Source organism: Streptomyces sp. NPDC107517 (assembly GCF_055582645.1).
The window spans coordinates 399,633-417,480 of record NZ_JBVJPM010000005.1 but is presented as its reverse complement, the minus strand read 5'-3'; the positions used below and the strand labels follow the sequence as shown (position 1 = coordinate 417,480).

At 70.7% G+C, this 17,848-nt stretch carries 16 protein-coding genes; 1 reads left to right on the top strand and 15 read right to left on the bottom strand.

Going from position 1 to position 17,848, the window contains the following annotated elements:
* Window positions 1-48: 48 nt before the first annotated feature.
* The 6 genes from carB to pyrR form a co-directional block, all read right to left on the bottom strand.
* On the bottom strand, window positions 49-3,357 hold the full coding sequence (gene carB, locus ACZ67T_RS15400) for a carbamoyl-phosphate synthase large subunit (RefSeq protein ID WP_469984286.1): 3,309 nt from the start codon (window positions 3,355-3,357) through the stop codon (window positions 49-51).
* Entirely contained in the window at window positions 3,350-4,501 is a 1,152-nt protein-coding gene (gene carA / locus ACZ67T_RS15395; RefSeq protein ID WP_469984285.1) for a glutamine-hydrolyzing carbamoyl-phosphate synthase small subunit, read from the bottom strand. Before carA ends, carB begins: the two co-directional genes overlap by 8 nt.
* On the bottom strand, window positions 4,498-5,181 hold the full coding sequence (locus ACZ67T_RS15390; RefSeq protein WP_469984284.1) for a PH-like domain-containing protein: 684 nt from the start codon (window positions 5,179-5,181) through the stop codon (window positions 4,498-4,500). Before ACZ67T_RS15390 ends, carA begins: the two co-directional genes overlap by 4 nt.
* Entirely contained in the window at window positions 5,178-6,464 is a 1,287-nt protein-coding gene (locus ACZ67T_RS15385; protein ID WP_469984283.1) for a dihydroorotase, read from the bottom strand. The genes ACZ67T_RS15390 and ACZ67T_RS15385 overlap by 4 nt, the downstream gene beginning before the upstream one ends.
* Window positions 6,465-6,469: 5 nt before the next feature.
* A complete protein-coding gene (locus tag ACZ67T_RS15380) occupies window positions 6,470-7,447 on the bottom strand; it encodes an aspartate carbamoyltransferase catalytic subunit (RefSeq protein ID WP_100597419.1) in 978 nt (325 codons plus the stop codon).
* Window positions 7,448-7,528: 81 nt separating this feature from the next.
* Window positions 7,529-8,104, bottom strand: coding sequence for a bifunctional pyr operon transcriptional regulator/uracil phosphoribosyltransferase PyrR (pyrR, locus tag ACZ67T_RS15375; RefSeq protein ID WP_469984282.1), 576 nt, complete (start codon window positions 8,102-8,104; stop codon window positions 7,529-7,531).
* A gap of 243 nt (window positions 8,105-8,347) precedes the next feature.
* Between pyrR and bldD the strand changes: the two genes are divergently transcribed.
* Complete coding sequence (bldD, locus tag ACZ67T_RS15370; protein WP_100597417.1) at window positions 8,348-8,848, top strand: transcriptional regulator BldD; 501 nt, start codon at window positions 8,348-8,350, stop codon at window positions 8,846-8,848.
* Window positions 8,849-9,016: 168 nt separating this feature from the next.
* Here the strand turns inward: bldD and nusB are convergent, their stop codons facing one another.
* The 9 genes from nusB to mltG form a co-directional block, all read right to left on the bottom strand.
* A complete protein-coding gene (nusB, locus tag ACZ67T_RS15365) occupies window positions 9,017-9,451 on the bottom strand; it encodes a transcription antitermination factor NusB (RefSeq protein ID WP_100597416.1) in 435 nt (144 codons plus the stop codon).
* Window positions 9,452-9,453: 2 nt separating this feature from the next.
* Window positions 9,454-10,020: an elongation factor P gene (efp, locus tag ACZ67T_RS15360; RefSeq protein ID WP_127828530.1), complete on the bottom strand. Its 567-nt coding sequence runs from the start codon at window positions 10,018-10,020 to the stop codon at window positions 9,454-9,456.
* Between the two features lie 50 nt (window positions 10,021-10,070).
* A complete protein-coding gene (locus tag ACZ67T_RS15355; protein ID WP_469984281.1) occupies window positions 10,071-11,189 on the bottom strand; it encodes an aminopeptidase P family protein in 1,119 nt (372 codons plus the stop codon).
* A 93-nt stretch (window positions 11,190-11,282) separates the two neighbouring features.
* Window positions 11,283-12,242, bottom strand: coding sequence for an AAA family ATPase (locus ACZ67T_RS15350; protein WP_469984279.1), 960 nt, complete (start codon window positions 12,240-12,242; stop codon window positions 11,283-11,285).
* A gap of 123 nt (window positions 12,243-12,365) precedes the next feature.
* Window positions 12,366-13,460, bottom strand: a complete 1,095-nt coding sequence (aroB, locus tag ACZ67T_RS15345; RefSeq protein ID WP_469984278.1) for a 3-dehydroquinate synthase — start codon at window positions 13,458-13,460, stop codon at window positions 12,366-12,368.
* Complete coding sequence (locus tag ACZ67T_RS15340; protein ID WP_326776720.1) at window positions 13,457-13,972, bottom strand: shikimate kinase; 516 nt, start codon at window positions 13,970-13,972, stop codon at window positions 13,457-13,459. The genes aroB and ACZ67T_RS15340 overlap by 4 nt, the downstream gene beginning before the upstream one ends.
* Window positions 13,969-15,153 (bottom strand): chorismate synthase, encoded by a 1,185-nt coding sequence (gene aroC / locus ACZ67T_RS15335; protein ID WP_469984276.1) that lies wholly within the window; start codon window positions 15,151-15,153, stop codon window positions 13,969-13,971. Before aroC ends, ACZ67T_RS15340 begins: the two co-directional genes overlap by 4 nt.
* Window positions 15,154-15,297: 144 nt before the next feature.
* Window positions 15,298-16,122, bottom strand: coding sequence for a shikimate dehydrogenase (locus ACZ67T_RS15330; protein ID WP_469984275.1), 825 nt, complete (start codon window positions 16,120-16,122; stop codon window positions 15,298-15,300).
* Complete coding sequence (mltG, locus tag ACZ67T_RS15325) at window positions 16,122-17,804, bottom strand: endolytic transglycosylase MltG (RefSeq protein WP_469984274.1); 1,683 nt, start codon at window positions 17,802-17,804, stop codon at window positions 16,122-16,124. Before mltG ends, ACZ67T_RS15330 begins: the two co-directional genes overlap by 1 nt.
* Window positions 17,805-17,848: the final 44 nt, after the last annotated feature.

Below are 17,848 nucleotides of genomic sequence, written 5' to 3'. Positions count from 1 at the left end.
CCTCACACGGAGGGGGACACCGTTTCCGATGTCCCCCTCTGTGGGCTGCTAGTCGCGGGCCGCGGTCAGGTGTTCCGCGTGTTCCTGGAGTGAGCGGACGCCCACGTCACCGTGGTTGAGGGCGTCGATGCCCTGTACGGCGGCCGCGAGGGCCTGCACCGTGGTCAGGCACGGGACGCTGCGCGCCACCGCCGCCGTACGGATCTCGTAGCCGTCGAGGCGGCCGCCCGTGCCGTACGGGGTGTTGACGATGAGGTCGACCTGGCCGTCGTGGATGAGCTGGACGATGGTCTTCTCGCCGTTCGGGCCCTCGCCCTCGCTGAGCTTGCGCACGACCGTGGCGTTGATGCCGTTGCGGCGCAGCACCTCGGCGGTGCCGGACGTGGCGAGCAGTTCGAAGCCGTGGGCGACGAGCTCGCGCGCCGGGAAGATCATCGTGCGCTTGTCCCGGTTGGCGACCGAGATGAACGCGCGGCCCTTCGTCGGCAGCGGGCCGTACGCACCGGCCTGCGACTTGGCGTACGCCGTGCCGAAGACCGAGTCGATGCCCATGACCTCGCCGGTGGAGCGCATCTCCGGGCCGAGGACGGTGTCCACACCGCGGCCCTGGATGTCGCGGAAGCGGCTCCACGGCATCACGGCCTCCTTGACGGAGATCGGCGCGTCCAGCGGCAGCGTGCCGCCGTCGCCGGTCTTCGGGAGCAGGCCCTCCGCGCGCAGCTCGGCCACGGTCGCGCCGAGCGAGATGCGCGCGGCGGCCTTGGCGAGCGGCACCGCGGTCGCCTTCGAGGTGAAGGGGACGGTGCGCGAGGCACGGGGGTTGGCCTCGAGGACGTACAGGATGTCGCCGGCCATGGCGAACTGGATGTTGATCAGGCCGCGGACGCCGACGCCCTTGGCGATGGCCTCGGTCGAGGCACGCAGGCGCTTGATGTCGAAGCCGCCCAGGGTGATCGGGGGCAGGGCGCACGCCGAGTCGCCGGAGTGGATGCCGGCCTCCTCGATGTGCTCCATGACGCCGCCGAGGTAGAGCTCGTGACCGTCGTAGAGCGCGTCCACGTCGATCTCGATCGCGTCGTCGAGGAAGCGGTCGACGAGCACGGGGCGGGACGGGGAGATCTCCGTGGACTCCTCGATGTACGAGGCGAGGCGGGCCTCGTCGTACACGATCTCCATGCCGCGGCCGCCGAGGACGTACGACGGGCGGACGAGGACCGGGTAGCCGATCTCGTCGGCGATGGCCTTGGCCTCGGAGAAGGTGGTCGCCGTGCCGTGCTTGGGCGCGGGCAGTCCGGCCTCGGCGAGGACGCGGCCGAAGGCGCCGCGGTCCTCGGCGGCGTGGATGGCCTCGGGCGAAGTGCCCACGACCGGTACGCCGTTGTCCTTGAGCGCCTGCGACAGGCCCAGCGGGGTCTGGCCGCCGAGCTGGACGACGACGCCCGCGATCGGGCCCGCGAGGGACTCCGCGTGGACGATCTCCAGGACGTCCTCGAGCGTCAGCGGCTCGAAGTACAGGCGGTCGGAGGTGTCGTAGTCCGTGGACACGGTCTCCGGGTTGCAGTTGACCATCACGGTCTCGTAGCCGGCCTCGCTCAGAGCGAAGGAGGCGTGGACGCAGGAGTAGTCGAACTCGATGCCCTGGCCGATGCGGTTCGGGCCGGAGCCCAGGATGATCACTGCGGGCTTGGTGCGCGGCGCGACCTCGCTCTCCTCGTCGTACGACGAGTAGAAGTACGGGGTCTTCGCGGCGAACTCGGCGGCGCAGGTGTCGACCGTCTTGTAGACCGGGCGGACCCCGAGCGCGTGGCGCACCTCGCGGACGACGTCCTCGCGCAGGCCGCGGATCTCGGCGATCTGGGCGTCGGAGAAGCCGTGCCGCTTGGCCTCGGCGATCAGGTCGACGTCGAGGCGCTCGGCGGCGGCCACCTCGTCGGCGAGCTCCTTGATGAGGAAGAGCTGGTCGACGAACCAGGGGTCGATCTTCGTGTACTCGAAGACCTCTTCCTGGGTGGCGCCGGCGCGGATGGCCTGCATGACGGTGTTGATGCGGCCGTCGGTCGGGCGGACGGCCTCTTCGAGGAGCGCGGTCTTGTCACCGGGCTCGCCGACGAAGGTGAACTGGCTGCCCTTCTTCTCCAGGGAGCGCAGCGCCTTCTGGAGCGCCTCGGTGAAGTTGCGGCCGATCGCCATGGCCTCGCCCACCGACTTCATGGTGGTGGTGAGGGTGGAGTCGGCGGACGGGAACTTCTCGAAGGCGAACCGCGGGGCCTTGACGACCACGTAGTCGAGCGTCGGCTCGAAGGAGGCCGGCGTCTTCTCGGTGATGTCGTTCGGGATCTCGTCGAGCGTGTAGCCGACGGCCAGCTTGGCGGCGATCTTCGCGATCGGGAAGCCCGTGGCCTTCGACGCGAGCGCCGAGGAGCGGGAGACGCGCGGGTTCATCTCGATGACGATGATCCGGCCGTCGACCGGGTCGATCGCGAACTGGATGTTGCAGCCGCCGGTGTCGACGCCGACCTCGCGGATGATCGCGATGCCGATGTCGCGCAGCCGCTGGTACTCGCGGTCGGTGAGCGTCATCGCCGGGGCGACGGTGATCGAGTCACCCGTGTGGACGCCCATCGGGTCGAAGTTCTCGATGGAGCAGACGACCACGACGTTGTCGTTCTTGTCGCGCATCAGCTCGAGCTCGTACTCCTTCCAGCCGAGGATGGACTCCTCCAGGAGCACCTCGGTGGTGGGAGACAGGGTCAGGCCCTGGCCGGCGATGCGGCGCAGCTCCTCCTCGTCGTGCGCGAAGCCGGAGCCCGCGCCGCCCATCGTGAACGAGGGGCGGACGACGACGGGGTAGCCGCCGAGCGTGTCGACGCCCTTGATGACGTCGTCCATGGTGTGGCAGATGACCGAGCGGGCGGACTCGCCGTGGCCGATCTTGGCGTTGACGGCCTCGACGACGCCCTTGAAGAGGTCGCGGTCCTCGCCCTTGTTGATGGCCTCGACGTTGGCGCCGATGAGCTCGACGCCGTACTTCTCGAGGACGCCGTTCTCGTGCATGGAGATCGCGGTGTTGAGCGCGGTCTGGCCACCGAGGGTGGGCAGGAGCGCGTCGGGGCGCTCCTTGGCGATGATCTTCTCGACGAACTCGGGGGTGATCGGCTCGACGTACGTGGCGTCGGCGATCTCCGGGTCGGTCATGATCGTGGCCGGGTTGGAGTTCACGAGGATGACCCGCAGGCCCTCGGCGCGCAGGATGCGGCAGGCCTGGGTGCCCGAGTAGTCGAACTCGGCGGCCTGGCCGATGACGATCGGTCCGGAACCGATGACCAGGACGGACTGGATATCGGTGCGCTTAGGCACGCTGGGCTCCCTTTTCTGACATGAGCTCTACGAAGCGGTCGAACAGGTAGGCCGCGTCGTGCGGGCCCGCCGCTGCCTCGGGGTGGTACTGGACGCTGAACGCCGGCTGGTCGAGGAGGTGCAGACCCTCGACGACCTGGTCGTTCAGGCAGACGTGGGAGACCTCGGCGCGGCCGAAGGGGGTGTCGGAGACCTTGTCGAGCGGGGCGTCGACGGCGAATCCGTGGTTGTGCGCGGTGACCTCGACCTTGCCGGTCGTACGGTCCTGCACCGGCTGGTTGATGCCTCGGTGGCCGTACTTCAGCTTGTAGGTGCCGAAGCCGAGGGCGCGGCCGAGGATCTGGTTGCCGAAGCAGATGCCGAACAGCGGGGTCTTGCGGGAGAGGACCTCCCGCATGACCGCGACGGGGCCGTCGGCGGTGGCCGGGTCGCCCGGGCCGTTGGAGAAGAAAACGCCGTCGGGCCGGACCGCGTAGATGTCCTCGGCCGTGGCCGTCGCGGGCAGCACGTGCACCTCGATGCCGCGCTCGGCCATCCGGTGCGGGGTCATGCCCTTGATGCCGAGGTCGACGGCGGCGACGGTGAACTTCTTCTCACCGATCGCGGGGACGACGTACGCCTCCTTGGTGGCGACCTCGGCGGCGAGGTTCGCGCCCTTCATCTCGGGCGCCTGGCGCACCTCGGCGAGCATCGTGCCGTCGTCGGGCAGCGCGTTGCCGGAGAAGATGCCGACGCGCATGGCGCCGCGCTCGCGCAGGTGGCGGGTGAGGGCGCGGGTGTCGATGCCGCTGATGCCGACGACGCCCTGCTTGCGCAGCTCCTCGTCGAGCGAGCGCCGGGAGCGCCAGTTGGAGGGCACGCGCGCGGGGTCCCGCACGACGTAGCCCGCGACCCAGATCTGCTGCGACTCGGGGTCCTCGTCGTTCACGCCGGTGTTGCCGACGTGCGGGGCCGTCATCACGACGACCTGCCGGTGGTACGACGGGTCGGTCAGCGTCTCCTGGTAACCGGTCATGCCGGTGTTGAACACCGCCTCACCGAAGGTCTCCCCCACGGCCCCGTAGGCGCGGCCGCGGAAGATGCGGCCGTCCTCCAGGACGAGTACGGCGGGAGCGTTGGCGGCTCCCCGGGTGGAGGTCGTCATCGTGCGGTGCCTTCCGTCGTGATGGTCGTGCTGTTCGTGCTGCTTGAGCTGCTCATACTGCTTGTGCTGTTCGTGTCGATCATGTTGTTGAGGGTCTCGACCCACTCGGCCTGCTCCGCGGCGTGGTCGGAGCGGAAGCCGGAGTCGATCAGCTTGTCCCCGTGCCCCCAGGTGACGATCAGGAGACCGCCCTCCGTGAGGACCTTGCCGGCGATGCCCTTGTCGAGCCGGGCCTCGCGCAGCTGTGCGACGGGGATGAAGAAGTCCGTGGCCCCGGGGCGTACGACGTCCAGACCCGCGTCCGTGAGCGTGAGCTCGACGCGGCTGCGGGTGCCGAGGCCGTGCGCCACGATGCGGTCGAGCCACTGCCCCGCGGTCGTGGAGCCGTGGTACCGGCCGCTCAGCTCAAGTCTGGCCGGACCGGGCGCGGACGGCATGCCGGGCAGTGGCGGCTTGCCGCCTCCGCTGAGGGTGGCGGTGGGAGACGGGCGGGCGGGGAGCGGCGGCAGGTCGCCCTGGAGGGTGCCGCGCCACTTCCAGCCCTGGCGCATCAGCCAGTAGACGAGCGCGATGAAGAGGAGCAGTCCGACGATCCAGCCGATCCGGTCGGGCCAGTCCGTCACGTCCGCCGACTTCCGTTCGGCGGCGAGCACTGCCAGTGGTTGCGTCAGTCGTGTCACGCGAGCTTCCCGTCGACGAGCGTGGCCTTGCCCCGCAGCCACGTGTGCGTGACGCGCCCGGGCAGCTCACGCCCCTCGTAGGGCGTGTTGCGGCTGCGCGAGGCGAAGCCGGCGGGGTCCACGGCTCCACGGTAATCGGCGTCGACCAGGACGAGGTTCGCGGGCTCACCTGCCGAGACGGGCCGTCCGTGGCCCTTGGCGCCGCCGATCTGCGCGGGCTTGACGGACATGCGGTCGGCGACGCCGGCCCAGTCGAGCAGCCCGGTCTCGACCATCGTCTGCTGCACGACGGACAAGGCGGTCTCGAGCCCGACCATGCCCATGGCGGCCGCCGCCCACTCGCAGTCCTTGTCCTCGTGCGGGTGCGGGGCGTGGTCGGTGGCGACGATGTCGATCGTGCCGTCGGCGAGCGCCTCGCGCAGGGCCATCACGTCGCGCTCGGTGCGCAGCGGCGGGTTGACCTTGTACACGGGGTTGTACGAGCGGACCAGCTCGTCGGTGAGGAGCAGGTGGTGCGGGGTGACCTCGGCGGTGACGTCGATGCCGCGGGACTTGGCCCAGCGCACGATCTCGACGCTGCCGGCCGTGGACAGGTGGCAGATGTGGACGCGGGAGCCGACGTGCTCGGCGAGCAGTACGTCGCGGGCGATGATCGACTCCTCGGCGACGGCGGGCCAGCCGCCGAGCCCGAGCTCCGCCGACACGACGCCCTCGTTCATCTGGGCGCCCTCGGTGAGGCGGGGCTCCTGGGCGTGCTGGGCGACCACGCCGCCGAAGGCCTTCACGTACTCCAGGGCGCGGCGCATGATCACCGCGTCGTCGACGCACTTGCCGTCGTCGGAGAAGACGGTGACGCCGGCGGCGGACTCGTGCATGGCGCCGAGTTCGGCGAGCTTCTTGCCCTCCAGGCCGACGGTGACGGCGCCGATGGGCTGCACGTCGCAGTAGCCGTGCTCCTGGCCGAGCCGGTAGACCTGCTCGACGACGCCGGCGGTGTCGGCGACCGGGAAGGTGTTGGCCATGGCGAACACGGCGGTGTAGCCACCGGAGGCGGCCGCCTGGGTACCGGTGAGGACGGTCTCGGAGTCCTCACGGCCGGGCTCGCGCAGGTGGGTGTGCAGGTCGACGAGACCAGGCAGGAGCACCTTGCCGCCGGCCTCGACGACCTGGGCGCCCTCGGCGGACAGGCCGGTGCCGACCGCCTCGATGACGGAGCCGTCGATCAGGACGTCCTGCTGCTCGCCGCCGAGCACCTTCGCACCTCGGATAAGGATCTTGCTCATGGTTCTTACTTCTCCTCGGTACGGGTGTGGGTGACGGCGGGCTCGTTGCCGCCCAGAAGCAGGTACAGGACGGCCATGCGGATGGAGACGCCGTTGGCGACCTGCTCGATGACCGTGCAGCGGTCGGAGTCGGCGACCTCGGCGGTGATCTCCATGCCGCGGACCATCGGGCCCGGGTGCATCACGATGGCGTGCTCGGGCATCTTCGCCATGCGGTCGCCGTCCAGGCCGTAGCGACGCGAGTACTCGCGCTCGGTCGGGAAGAAGGCGGCGTTCATCCGCTCGCGCTGGACGCGCAGCATCATGACGGCGTCGGACTTCGGCAGGGTGCTGTCGAGGTCGTAGGAGACCTCGCAGGGCCAGGTCTCGACGCCGACCGGGACGAGGGTCGGCGGGGCGACGAGGGTGACCTCGGCGCCGAGGGTGTGCAGCAGGTCGACGTTCGAGCGGGCGACGCGGCTGTGCAGGACGTCCCCGACGAGCGTGATGCGCTTGCCCTCGAGGTCCTTGCCGAGTCCGGCGTCGCGCCCGACCAGGCGGCGGCGCATCGTGAACGCGTCGAGGAGCGCCTGCGTGGGGTGCTGGTGGGTGCCGTCGCCCGCGTTGATGACCGGGGCGTCGATCCAGCCCGAGGTGGCGAGGCGGTAGGGCGCGCCGGAGGCGCCGTGCCGGATGACGACGGCGTCGACGCCCATCGCCTCCAGGGTCTGCGCGGTGTCCTTGAGGGACTCGCCCTTGGAGACGCTGGATCCCTTGGCGGCGAAGTTGATGACATCCGCGGAGAGGCGCTTCTCGGCGGCCTCGAAGGAGATCCGGGTGCGGGTCGAGTCCTCGAAGAAGAGGTTGCAGATCGTGCGGCCGCGCAGGGCGGGCAGCTTCTTGATCGGCCGGTCGGCGACCCGGGCCATCTCCTCGGCGGTGTCGAGGATGAGGACGGCGTCGTCGCGGGTGAGGTCGGCGGCCGAGATGAGGTGTCGCATCATCGGGGAGGCTCCGTAGGAAAGTTCAGGAGTATTCGGGCATACGGGCGCGCGGCAGCACCCTCAGGGTCGGGCTGAGGGTGGCTACTGCTCGCCGGCCGGAGCGGTCCGCTTGGCGCCGAGCAGCACGGAGTCGCGTCCGTCCTCCTCGGCGAGCTGGACCTTGACCGTCTCCCGCAGCGACGTGGGGAGGTTCTTGCCGACGTAGTCGGCGCGAATGGGGAGTTCGCGGTGGCCGCGGTCGACGAGGACCGCGAGCTGCACGGCGCGGGGGCGCCCGATGTCGTTCAGGGCGTCGAGTGCGGCGCGGATGGTGCGGCCGGAGAAGAGCACGTCGTCGACGAGGACGACGAGGCGGCTGTCGATGCCGTCGGCGGGGATCTCCGTGCGGGCCAGCGCCCGCGGCGGGTGCATGCGCAGGTCGTCGCGGTACATGGTGATGTCGAGGGAGCCGACCGGGATCTTGCGTCCGGTGATCTCTTCGAGCTTGTCCGCGAGCCGGCGGGCCAGGAAGACGCCGCGGGTGGGAATGCCCAGGAGCACGACGTCTTCGGCGCCCTTGGCGCGCTCGACGATCTCGTGAGCGATGCGGGTCAGTACCCGCGCGATGTCGGGGCCCTCGAGTACGGGGCGTGCCTCATCGGAACTGCTGATGTCCATAAAAAACGGACCCCCTTCTCCGCCTCACGGGACGGACCTTAAAGGACGTCGGATTTGCGCCATCAACGGTACCAGGCCCGCAACGCCCCTGATCACCCCCCTGGAGGTGCGAGAGACGCCGTTCCGGGGGATGGTCGGTAGCGGACCACTCGGCTTGACGCAGCCAAGTAACGCTGCGTAACCTCACAGTGAGTTACCAGCCACGCGGCGGAGCCGCACGTTGATACAGCGTCCGGGAGCTATATGTCCAGCGAATACGCCAAACAGCTCGGGGCCAAGCTCCGCGCCATCCGCACCCAGCAGGGCCTTTCCCTCCACGGTGTCGAGGAGAAGTCCCAGGGACGCTGGAAGGCGGTCGTGGTCGGTTCGTACGAGCGCGGCGACCGTGCCGTGACCGTGCAGCGCCTCGCGGAGCTGGCGGACTTCTACGGCGTGCCGGTGCAGGAACTCCTGCCGGGCACCACGCCGGGCGGTGCGGCCGAGCCCCCGCCCAAGCTCGTCCTCGACCTGGAGCGCCTGGCCCACGTCCCGCCGGAGAAGGCGGGCCCCCTGCAGCGCTACGCGGCGACGATCCAGTCCCAGCGCGGCGACTACAACGGCAAGGTGCTGTCGATCCGCCAGGACGACCTGCGCACCCTCGCCGTCATCTACGACCAGTCGCCCTCGGTCCTCACCGAGCAGCTCATCAGCTGGGGCGTCCTGGACGCCGACGCGCGTCGCGCCGTCGCACACGACGACCTCTGACGGACAGAAGTCGGCAGAAACGTCACGCCGGAGGGGCGGGCCCGCGTTTTCGCGGCCTGCCCCTTCGGCGTTTCCGTACCCTGCCGTCGTCCAGGAACGCAGCAGGCCCGGAGCGGAACACTGATTCAGTGTTCCGCTCCGGGCCTGCCGGCTGTCGCTGCCGGCCTGCTACGCCTCGTCGCGGCGCAGCGTCGGCTTCAGGTCCTTGAAGCGGCCCAGAAGCCCATTGACGAAGGCCGGGGAGTCGTCCGTGGAGAACTCCTTGGCGAGCTGCACGGCCTCGTCGAGCACCACGGCGTCCGGGGTGTCGTCGACCCAGACGAGCTCGTAGGCGCCCAGGCGCAGGATGTTGCGGTCGACGACCGGCATCCTGTCCAGGGTCCACCCGACGGCGTACTGCGAGATGAGCTCGTCGATACGCGCGGTCTTGCGCGCGTATCCCTCGACCAGCTCCATCGTGTACTCGCTGACCGGCGGCTGCCGGGTGTCGGACCGGGAGTGCCGGATCCAGTCCGCGAGGACCGTCTGGACGTCGACTCCGCGCTGGTCTGCCTCGAAAAGGATCTGGAAGGCGCGCTTGCGGGCCGTGTTGCGAGCAGCCACGGTTAGCTGTTCACCCGGCCGAGGTAGTCGCTCGTGCGGGTGTCGACCTTGATCTTCTCGCCGGTCGTGATGAAGAGCGGCACCTGGATCTGGTGGCCGGTCTCCAGCGTGGCGGGCTTGGTGCCACCGGTGGAGCGGTCGCCCTGGACGCCGGGCTCGGTCTCCTGGACGACGAGCTCGACGGCGGCCGGCAGCTCGACGAAGAGCACCTCGCCCTCGTGCTGCGCGACGGAGGCGGTGAAGCCCTCGATCAGGAAGTTGGCGGCGTCGCCGACGGCCTTGCGGTCGACCATGAGCTGGTCGTAGGTCTCCATGTCCATGAAGACGAAGTACTCGCCGTCCATGTACGAGAACTGCATGTCGCGCTTGTCGATCGTGGCCGTCTCGACCTTGACGCCGGCGTTGAAGGTCTTGTCGACGACCTTCCCGGAGAGCACGTTCTTGAGCTTGGTGCGCACAAAGGCAGGGCCCTTGCCGGGCTTGACGTGCTGGAACTCGACGACGGACCAGAGCTGGCCCCCGTCGAGCTTGAGCACCAGGCCGTTCTTGAGGTCGTTCGTGGAAGCCACGGTTGCGGAATCTCCTGGACTGACGATGGACGACCCCGGGCGCGCGCGCCTTACAGCGCGAGCAGCTCCTTGGTCGTAATGGTGAGTAGCTCGGGTCCGCCGTCCGCCTCGGGGCGCACGACGAGCGTGTCATCGATCCGGACACCGCCCCGGCCCGGAAGGTGGACCCCCGGTTCGACGGTGACCGGCACACAAAGGTCCAGTTTACCCATGGCCGCGGGGGCCAACTGCGGCTCCTCGTCGATTTCGAGTCCGACACCGTGTCCGGTGAGCTGTGAGAGGCCGTCCGCGTACCCCGCGGAGTCCAGTACGTGGCGTGCCGCGCGGTCCACCTCACGGCACTCGGCGCCGGGTGCGAGGCTCTCCCGGGCGGCCCTCTGGGCTGCGAAGACCAGGTCGTACAGGTCGATCTGCCAGTCCGCGGGCGAGGTGCCGATGACGAACGTACGGCCGATCTCGCAGCGGTAGCCGCGATAGGCGGCGCCGAGGCAGACCGAGAGGAAGTCGCCCTCCTCCACGCGGCGATCGGTGGGGCGGTGGGCGCCGCGGCCCGAGTTCGGCCCGGTGCCGACGGAGGTGGGGAAGGCGGGGCCGTCGGCGCCGTGGTCGACGAGGCGGCGCTCCAGCTCCAGGGCGAGGTGGCGTTCGGTGCGGCCGACAAGGATCGATTCGAGCAGTTCACCGAGGGCCTGGTCGGCGATCTCGGCGGCGATGCGCAGACAGGAGATCTCCTCCTCGTCCTTGACGAGCCGCAGCTGCTCCACGGCGCCGCCCAGGTCGCCGAGGCGCAGCCGGGGCGCCACGGAGCCGAGCGCCCGGTGCCTGGCCACGGTCAGATGGTGCTCCTCGACGGCGAGCGAATCCGCCCCGAGGGTCAGCGCGACGTCGGCGGCGGCGACGGCGGGGTCCCCGCCGGGCGCATCGAGCACCTGGATCCGCAGCGACTCGTCGGGCCGCCCCTCGGCGGGCTGTTCACTGGGCGGCACCCGGCACATCAGGACGTCGCCTTCGGCGCCGGGGCCCTTGCCCAGCAGGAGTACGGCGCCGTGGGGCGCCGCGCCCGCGAGATAGCGAACGTTGGCGGGGCGCGAGACGAGGACGGCGGTACTGCCGCCCGCCGCAGCGCGCTCCCTCAGCCGGTCCCTACGGGCCGCGTACACCTCTGACATGAATCGAGCGTACGAGTGACAGAGGTGCGTGGCCTGGTCAGTGCGTCCGGACGGGCGGCGAGGTGGCCTCTCCGGAGCGCTCCGCGCAGCCTGCTACCACTGGGGCGGACTCGCGATCGAGCGGGCGAGGACGTCGTCGAGGACGCGGGCGGTGGTGGGCACGTCCATCTGGGAGTTGTCGATGATGGGCAGACCCGAGCCGTACCAGCCGGCCATGCGGCCGTGGATGCGGGCGACTTCCTCGTCGGTGAGGCGGCGGTTCCCGCTGCGCTCCGCGTTGCGCTCGAGGACGATCTCCAGGCCGGGGAGCAGCACCACGGGCAGCAGGCCGGGGCCCACGTGCCGCTTCCAGCCGCCGAGGCCCACGACCGGACGGTCCGGGAAGACGGCGTCGTCGAGGACGCAGGAGATGCCGTTGGCCAGGAAGTTGCGCGCGGCGAAGCCGCAGGTGCGGCGGGCGAGGCGGTACTGGGCCTCGGAGTGGTCGTTCCACCCCGACTGCGGGTCGGCGAATCCGGAGCGCACCCACTCGCGTACGTCGTCGAGGCTGATGTGGGCGGTGGGGACGCGGCGCTGGTCCGCCCAGTACTTGGCGACGCTCGTCTTGCCCGCGCCGGCGGGGCCGATGAGCAGGACGGCGAGCGTCGTGGCGGTGGCGTCGGCGGTGCCCGCGGCCGGCGGGGGGCTCGGCATGGCGACGGGGCCGCCGGGCGGGAGCGGCACATGGCCCGTGGTGTCCCGTGAGGGGGGCTGCGGGGCCTGCTGGGGGGCGCCCGGGTACGGGGGCCGGCCCTGCGGCGGCTGGGCGGGCGGGGCCTGGGGGTGCGGGGCGGGTTGGTGCGGGGCGGGCACCGGGGCGTGCGGCGCGGGTGCGTGCGGTGCCGGGCCCGAGGGGCCGGGTGGGCCGGCGAAGCCTGGGGCAGGCGGTGGTGGACCCGCCGGTCCGGGGCCCGGCTGGGCGCCCGGGTGATGCCCGGCCTGGGACCAGCCGGCGGCCGGTCCGTGCCCCGGCTGAGGGGGCGGCGGCAGCGGCGAACCCACTCCGTGCTGCATCCGGTGCGACTCCGTCTCGTACAGGCAACTGGCGCCGGCGAACAAGGCGCTACCGAACGGTACCTTCCCCGGCCGCCGTTGTGTGAACGGCCGGGGAGGTCGCGAAGTGCCCGAAGACGGGAGCTATTCGGCCACTTCGCCGTACGCCGCGAGGAGCACGGCCGGGTCGGGTCCTTCGAGGACCGTCGGCTTGGCGAGGCCGTCGAGGACGATGAACCGCAGCAGGTTGCCGCGGGACTTCTTGTCGACCTTCATGTTCTCCAGGAGCTTGGGCCACTGGTCGTAGCGGTAGCTCAGGGGCAGCCCGACGGACTCGAGGACGGTGCGGTGCCGGTCGGCGGTCGCGTCGTCCAGGCGTCCGGCGAGGCGGCCGAGTTCGGCGGCGAAGTGCATGCCGACGGAAACGGCGGCGCCGTGCCGCCACTTGTACCGCTCGTTCTTCTCGATGGCGTGCGCGAGGGTGTGCCCGTAGTTGAGGATCTCGCGCAGGCCCGACTCCTTGAGGTCGCCGGAGACGACCTCGGCCTTGACCTTGATGGAACGCTCGATGAGCTCGGCGGTGTGCGGGCCCTTCGGGGAGCGTGCCGCCTCGGGGTCGGACTCGATCAGGTCGAGGATCGCCGGGTCGGCGATGAAGCCGGCCTTGATGATCTCCGCGAGCCCGGACACGAAGTCGTTGACCGGCAGCGAGTCGAGGGCCGCGAGGTCGCAGAGCACGCCGGCCGGCGGGTGGAAGGACCCCACGAGGTTCTTGCCCTCGGCGGTGTTGATCCCGGTCTTGCCGCCGACGGCCGCGTCCACCATGCCGAGCACGGTGGTCGGCACGGCGATCCAGCGCACCCCGCGCAGCCACGTCGCGGCCACGAACCCGGCGAGGTCCGTGGTGGCGCCGCCGCCCACGCCGACGATGACGTCGGTACGGGTGAAGCCGGACTGGCCCAGCGCCTTCCAGCAGTAGGCGGCGACCTCTGCGGTCTTGGCCTCCTCGGCGTTGGGCACCTGGATGGCGACGACCTCGAAGCCCTGGTCGGCGAGGTCGCCGCGCAGCGCTTCACCGGTCTCGGCGAGCGCCTCCGGGTGGATGATCGCGACGCGCTGGGCGGAGTCGCCGATCAGGCCGCCGAGTTCGCCCAGGAGCTGACGTCCGACGAGGACCTCGTACGGGTCGGTACCGGCTGTGCCGCCGACCTGGATCCGGGTCACCTGCTGCTCGGTCATGCCTTCTTCAACTCCAGGGCGTCGAGGACCGCGCGGGCGACCTCTTCGGGGGTGCGGTCGTCAGTGGGTACGACGACGCGGGCGACTTCGGTGTACAGGTGGCGGCGGGCTTCCATCAGCTCGCGCCACTGACGGCGCGGGTTGACGGCGAGCAGCGGACGGGCGGTGTTGAGGCCGGTCCGCTTGACCGCCTCCTCGACGTCCATCGACAGATAGACGACGGGGAGCGGGGCCAGCAGCGCGCGCGTCGACTCGTCGAGGATCGCTCCGCCGCCGAGCGCGAGCACACCGGTGTGCCCGGCGACGGCTTCGCGCACGGCCTGCCGTTCGAGCGCGCGGAAGTGGGGCTCGCCCTCGTCCACGAAGATGTCCGCGATGGGGCGGCCCTGGGCGGCCACGATGTCCGCGTCGGTGTCCCGGTAGGGGCAGCCGAGCCACTCGGCGAGCAGCTCCCCCACCGTGGACTTGCCGACGCCCATCGGGCCGACGAGTACGACCAGCGGGCCGGTCACCGGATCTGGAGGTGGTCGAGGTACGACTGCACGTTGCGCCGGGTCTCGGGGACGCTGTCGCCGCCGAACTTCTCCGCGACGGCGTCGGCGAGCACGAGCGCGACCATGGCCTCGGCGACGATGCCGGCGGCCGGGACCGCGCACACGTCGGAGCGCTGGTGGTGGGCCTTCGCGGCCTCGCCGGTCGCCACGTCGATGGTGGCGAGCGCGCGCGGGACCGTCGCGATCGGCTTCATCGCGGCGCGCACGCGCAGCAGTTCACCGGTGGTGAGGCCGCCCTCGGTGCCGCCGGAGCGGCCCGACGTGCGCTTGATGCCGTCGGCGGTCGTCACGATCTCGTCGTGCGCCTTCGAGCCGGGCACGCGGGCGAGCTCGAAGCCGTCGCCGACCTCGACGCCCTTGATGGCCTGGATGCCCATGAGGGCTCCCGCGAGGCGGGCGTCAAGACGCCGGTCCCAGTGCACGTGCGAGCCGAGGCCCACCGGCACTCCGTAGGCGAGGACCTCGACGACGCCGCCGAGGGTGTCGCCGTCCTTGTGGGCCTGGTCGATCTCCGCGACCATCGCCTTCGACGCGTCCGCGTCCAGGCAGCGCACCGGGTCGGCGTCGAGCTTGTCGACGTCGGCCGGGGTCGGGTAGACGCCGTAGGGCGCCTTGGCGCTCGCCAGCTCGGTGACGTGGCTGACGATCTCGATGCCGGCCGTCTCCTTGAGGTAGGAGCGGGCGATGGCGCCGAGCGCGACACGGGCCGCCGTCTCACGGGCGGAGGCCCGCTCCAGGATCGGCCGGGCCTCGTCGAAGCCGTACTTCTGCATGCCGGCGAGGTCGGCGTGACCCGGGCGGGGCCGGGTCAGCGGCGCGTTGCGCGCCAGATCGGCGAGGATCTCGGGGTCGACCGGGTCGGCCGACATGACCTGCTCCCACTTGGGCCACTCGGTGTTGCCCACCATGACCGCGACCGGCGAGCCCATGGTCAGGCCGTGACGCACGCCGCCGAGGAAGGTCACCTCGTCGCGCTCGAACTTCATCCGCGCGCCGCGTCCATAGCCGAGCCGCCGCCGGGCCAGGTGGTCCGCCACCATCTCCGTGGTGATCGGCACGCCGGCGGGAAGTCCCTCCAGCGTCGCGACAAGTGCGGGTCCGTGGGACTCCCCAGCGGTCAGCCAGCGCAACCTGCTCAACGGTGCTCCTCTTGCTCGCGCCTCGAACTGCGATGGCGCGGCCGGGTGCGCGGCCCTGGCCCGCCACCCCCGATCCTCCCACGTCCGCGCACCCGACCCGGCCCCCGGTCCATCAGACGGACGCCGGGACGGGCACGGTCCGGGTCAGCCGGCGAGCGCCCGCTCCCCCGCCCGGCGCATCGCACCGAGCGGCGCCGGGGCGCGTCCCGTCATCTGCTCGACCTGGAGGACGGCCTGGTGCACCAGCAGGTCGAGCCCGCTGACGACCGCTCCGCCGTACCCGGACCAGCGGGCCGCGAGCTGCGTCGGCCAGGGCTCGTAGAGGACGTCGAAGAGGGTGCCGGGCCGTTCGGGGATGCCGGCGGCGAGGGCGTCCGTGGTCCCGGCCGGCGTCGTGGCGACGACCAGCGGCGAGGTCAGGGCACGCGCCGCGTCCGACCACTTCCCGATCTTGACGTCCACGTCGAGCCGCTCGCCCCATTCCCGCATCTCGGCGGCGCGGGCATCACTGCGTACGTACGCGACGATCTCGCCGGTGCAGATCCGCGACAGGGCGGCGAGCGCGGAGGATGCGGTGGCGCCCGCGCCCAGGATCGCGGCGGACTCGACCTTGTCGATGCCGCGCTCGGCGAGGGCGGCGACCATCCCCGGGATGTCGGTGTTGTCGCCGACCTTGTGCCCGTCCTCGGTGAGGACGACGGTGTTGACGGCCTCGACGGAGGCGGCCGTGTCACTGATCGTGTCGAGCAGCGGGATCACGGCACGCTTCAGCGGCATGGTCAGCGAGAGGCCCGCCCACTCGGGCCCGAGCCCGGCCAGGAAGTCGGGCAGGGCGACCTCGTCGACCTCGAAGCGGTCGTAGGACCAGTCCGTCAGACCCAGTTCCTCGTAGGCGGCGCGGTGCAGCACCGGAGAAAGGGAGTGGGCGATGGGCGACCCGAGTACGGCCGCCCTCCTGATTGCCGGCATCAGTTCTTCCTCGACGCGTTCCACTTGTCGACCAGCTTCTGGTGTTCCTCGTTCGTCTTGGTGAACTCGCTGGTCTTGCCGTCCATCGAGATGAAGTAGTACCAGCCGTCGCTGGTCGGGTCGATTGCGCCCTTCAGAGCTTCCTCACCCGGGTTTCCGATCGGCCCGGGCGGCAGGCCCTTGTAGTAGTACGTGTTGTAGCGGTTGTCGTACTTGCGCAGCGCGGTGAGGCTCAGGTCGATCTTGCTCTGGTTCTTGACGTAGTTGTATGTGGAGTCGAACTCCAGCATTCCGTTCGTCTGCTCGTTGCCGGGCTTGAGACGGTTGTAGACGACCTCGGCCATCTTGCGGAAGTCGTCGTGGCTCGTGCCCTCGGCCTGCGCGAGGCTCGCCACCGTGATCAGCTGCCACGGGCTGTCGAGGCCAAGGCTCTTGGCCTTCTTCTCGACGCCGTAGGCCTCGTACTTCTCGGTCGCCCGCGACACCATCTGCTTGAGGACCGCCTCGGGGTTCCCGCCCTTGGCGACGCCGTAGCTGGACGGGTAGAGGAACCCTTCCAGGGGGTCCTTCACATTCGGCTCGTTCATGGCCCAGGAGGGCAGACCGAGCTTCTTGTAGTCCTTCTTCGCGACCTTTTGCGTCGTGCCCTTCGCGATGCCGAGCCGCTTGTCGACCTGCTCGTAGACCCACACGTTGCGGCGGCCCTCGGCAATGATCAAGTTGTTCCGGCTGCTCGGGCTGAGCATCAACTCGACCGCGCTTTCGGCCGACATTTCCTTCTCGAGCGTGTATCCGCCGTCCTGAATGGACTTGCCCCGAGGATTCTGCTCCTGCGCCGAGACGAAGGCGTCCACGCTCTTGATGACGCCCGCGTCCTTCAGACGCTGGCCGATGACATAGCCGCCCGCGCCCTTGGGAATGTCCACGGAAACGGATTCGCCATTTCCGGACCCCGCATAATCCGGCGCCGATCCGAAACGGTCCTGATAGAACTGATAGCCGAAATAGCCGACACCGCCGACGCCGCCCGCGAAGATCACGGTGAGGACCAGGCAGGCGCATCCGCTGCGCCGCCTCTTCGGCTTCTTGCCGCCGCGGCGGCCGCCCCGGTCGCGCGGGTCGTCGTAGTCGTCGCCCTCGTCATCGCCGCCACCGGCGAAGAACGCGTGCTCGCCCTGGTCGGGGCCCGGGTCCCAGGTCGTCTCCGGCTCCGCGGCGGCCCCGCGCCGACCGGGCGGCTCCGGCGGCGGGTACGCGTCCGGGGTGCCGTAGAGATCCGGCTGCTCACCGCCGTACGCGACAGGCTGCTGCTGACCGCCGTACGGGTCCGCCGGGTCGGCGTTGTACGGGACGTGGCCGTGCTGACCGGTGTCCCAGCCGCCACCCTGCGGCTGGCCGCCGTACTGCTGGCCGCCACCCTGCGGCTGGCCGCCGTACTGCTGGCCGCCTCCGTACTGCTGCTGGCCGTACTGAGCGTGCTGACCGGTGCCCCACTCGCCGCCGTACTGCTGCGGCTGCTGCTGGGCCTGAGGGTGCTGTTGCGGCTGCTGAGGGTGGTACTGCCCCTGGCCGCCGTAGGCAGGCTGGCCGTCGGCGGCCTGCTGCCCCCACCCCTGGTCCCCGTACAACGGGTCCTCGGGATGCCACGGTTCGGAGCCCGGGCCCCGGCCATACTCAGTCATCGATCCCCTACAAGCCGCGAGGCGGCGGCCGCGTCTGGGTGGCA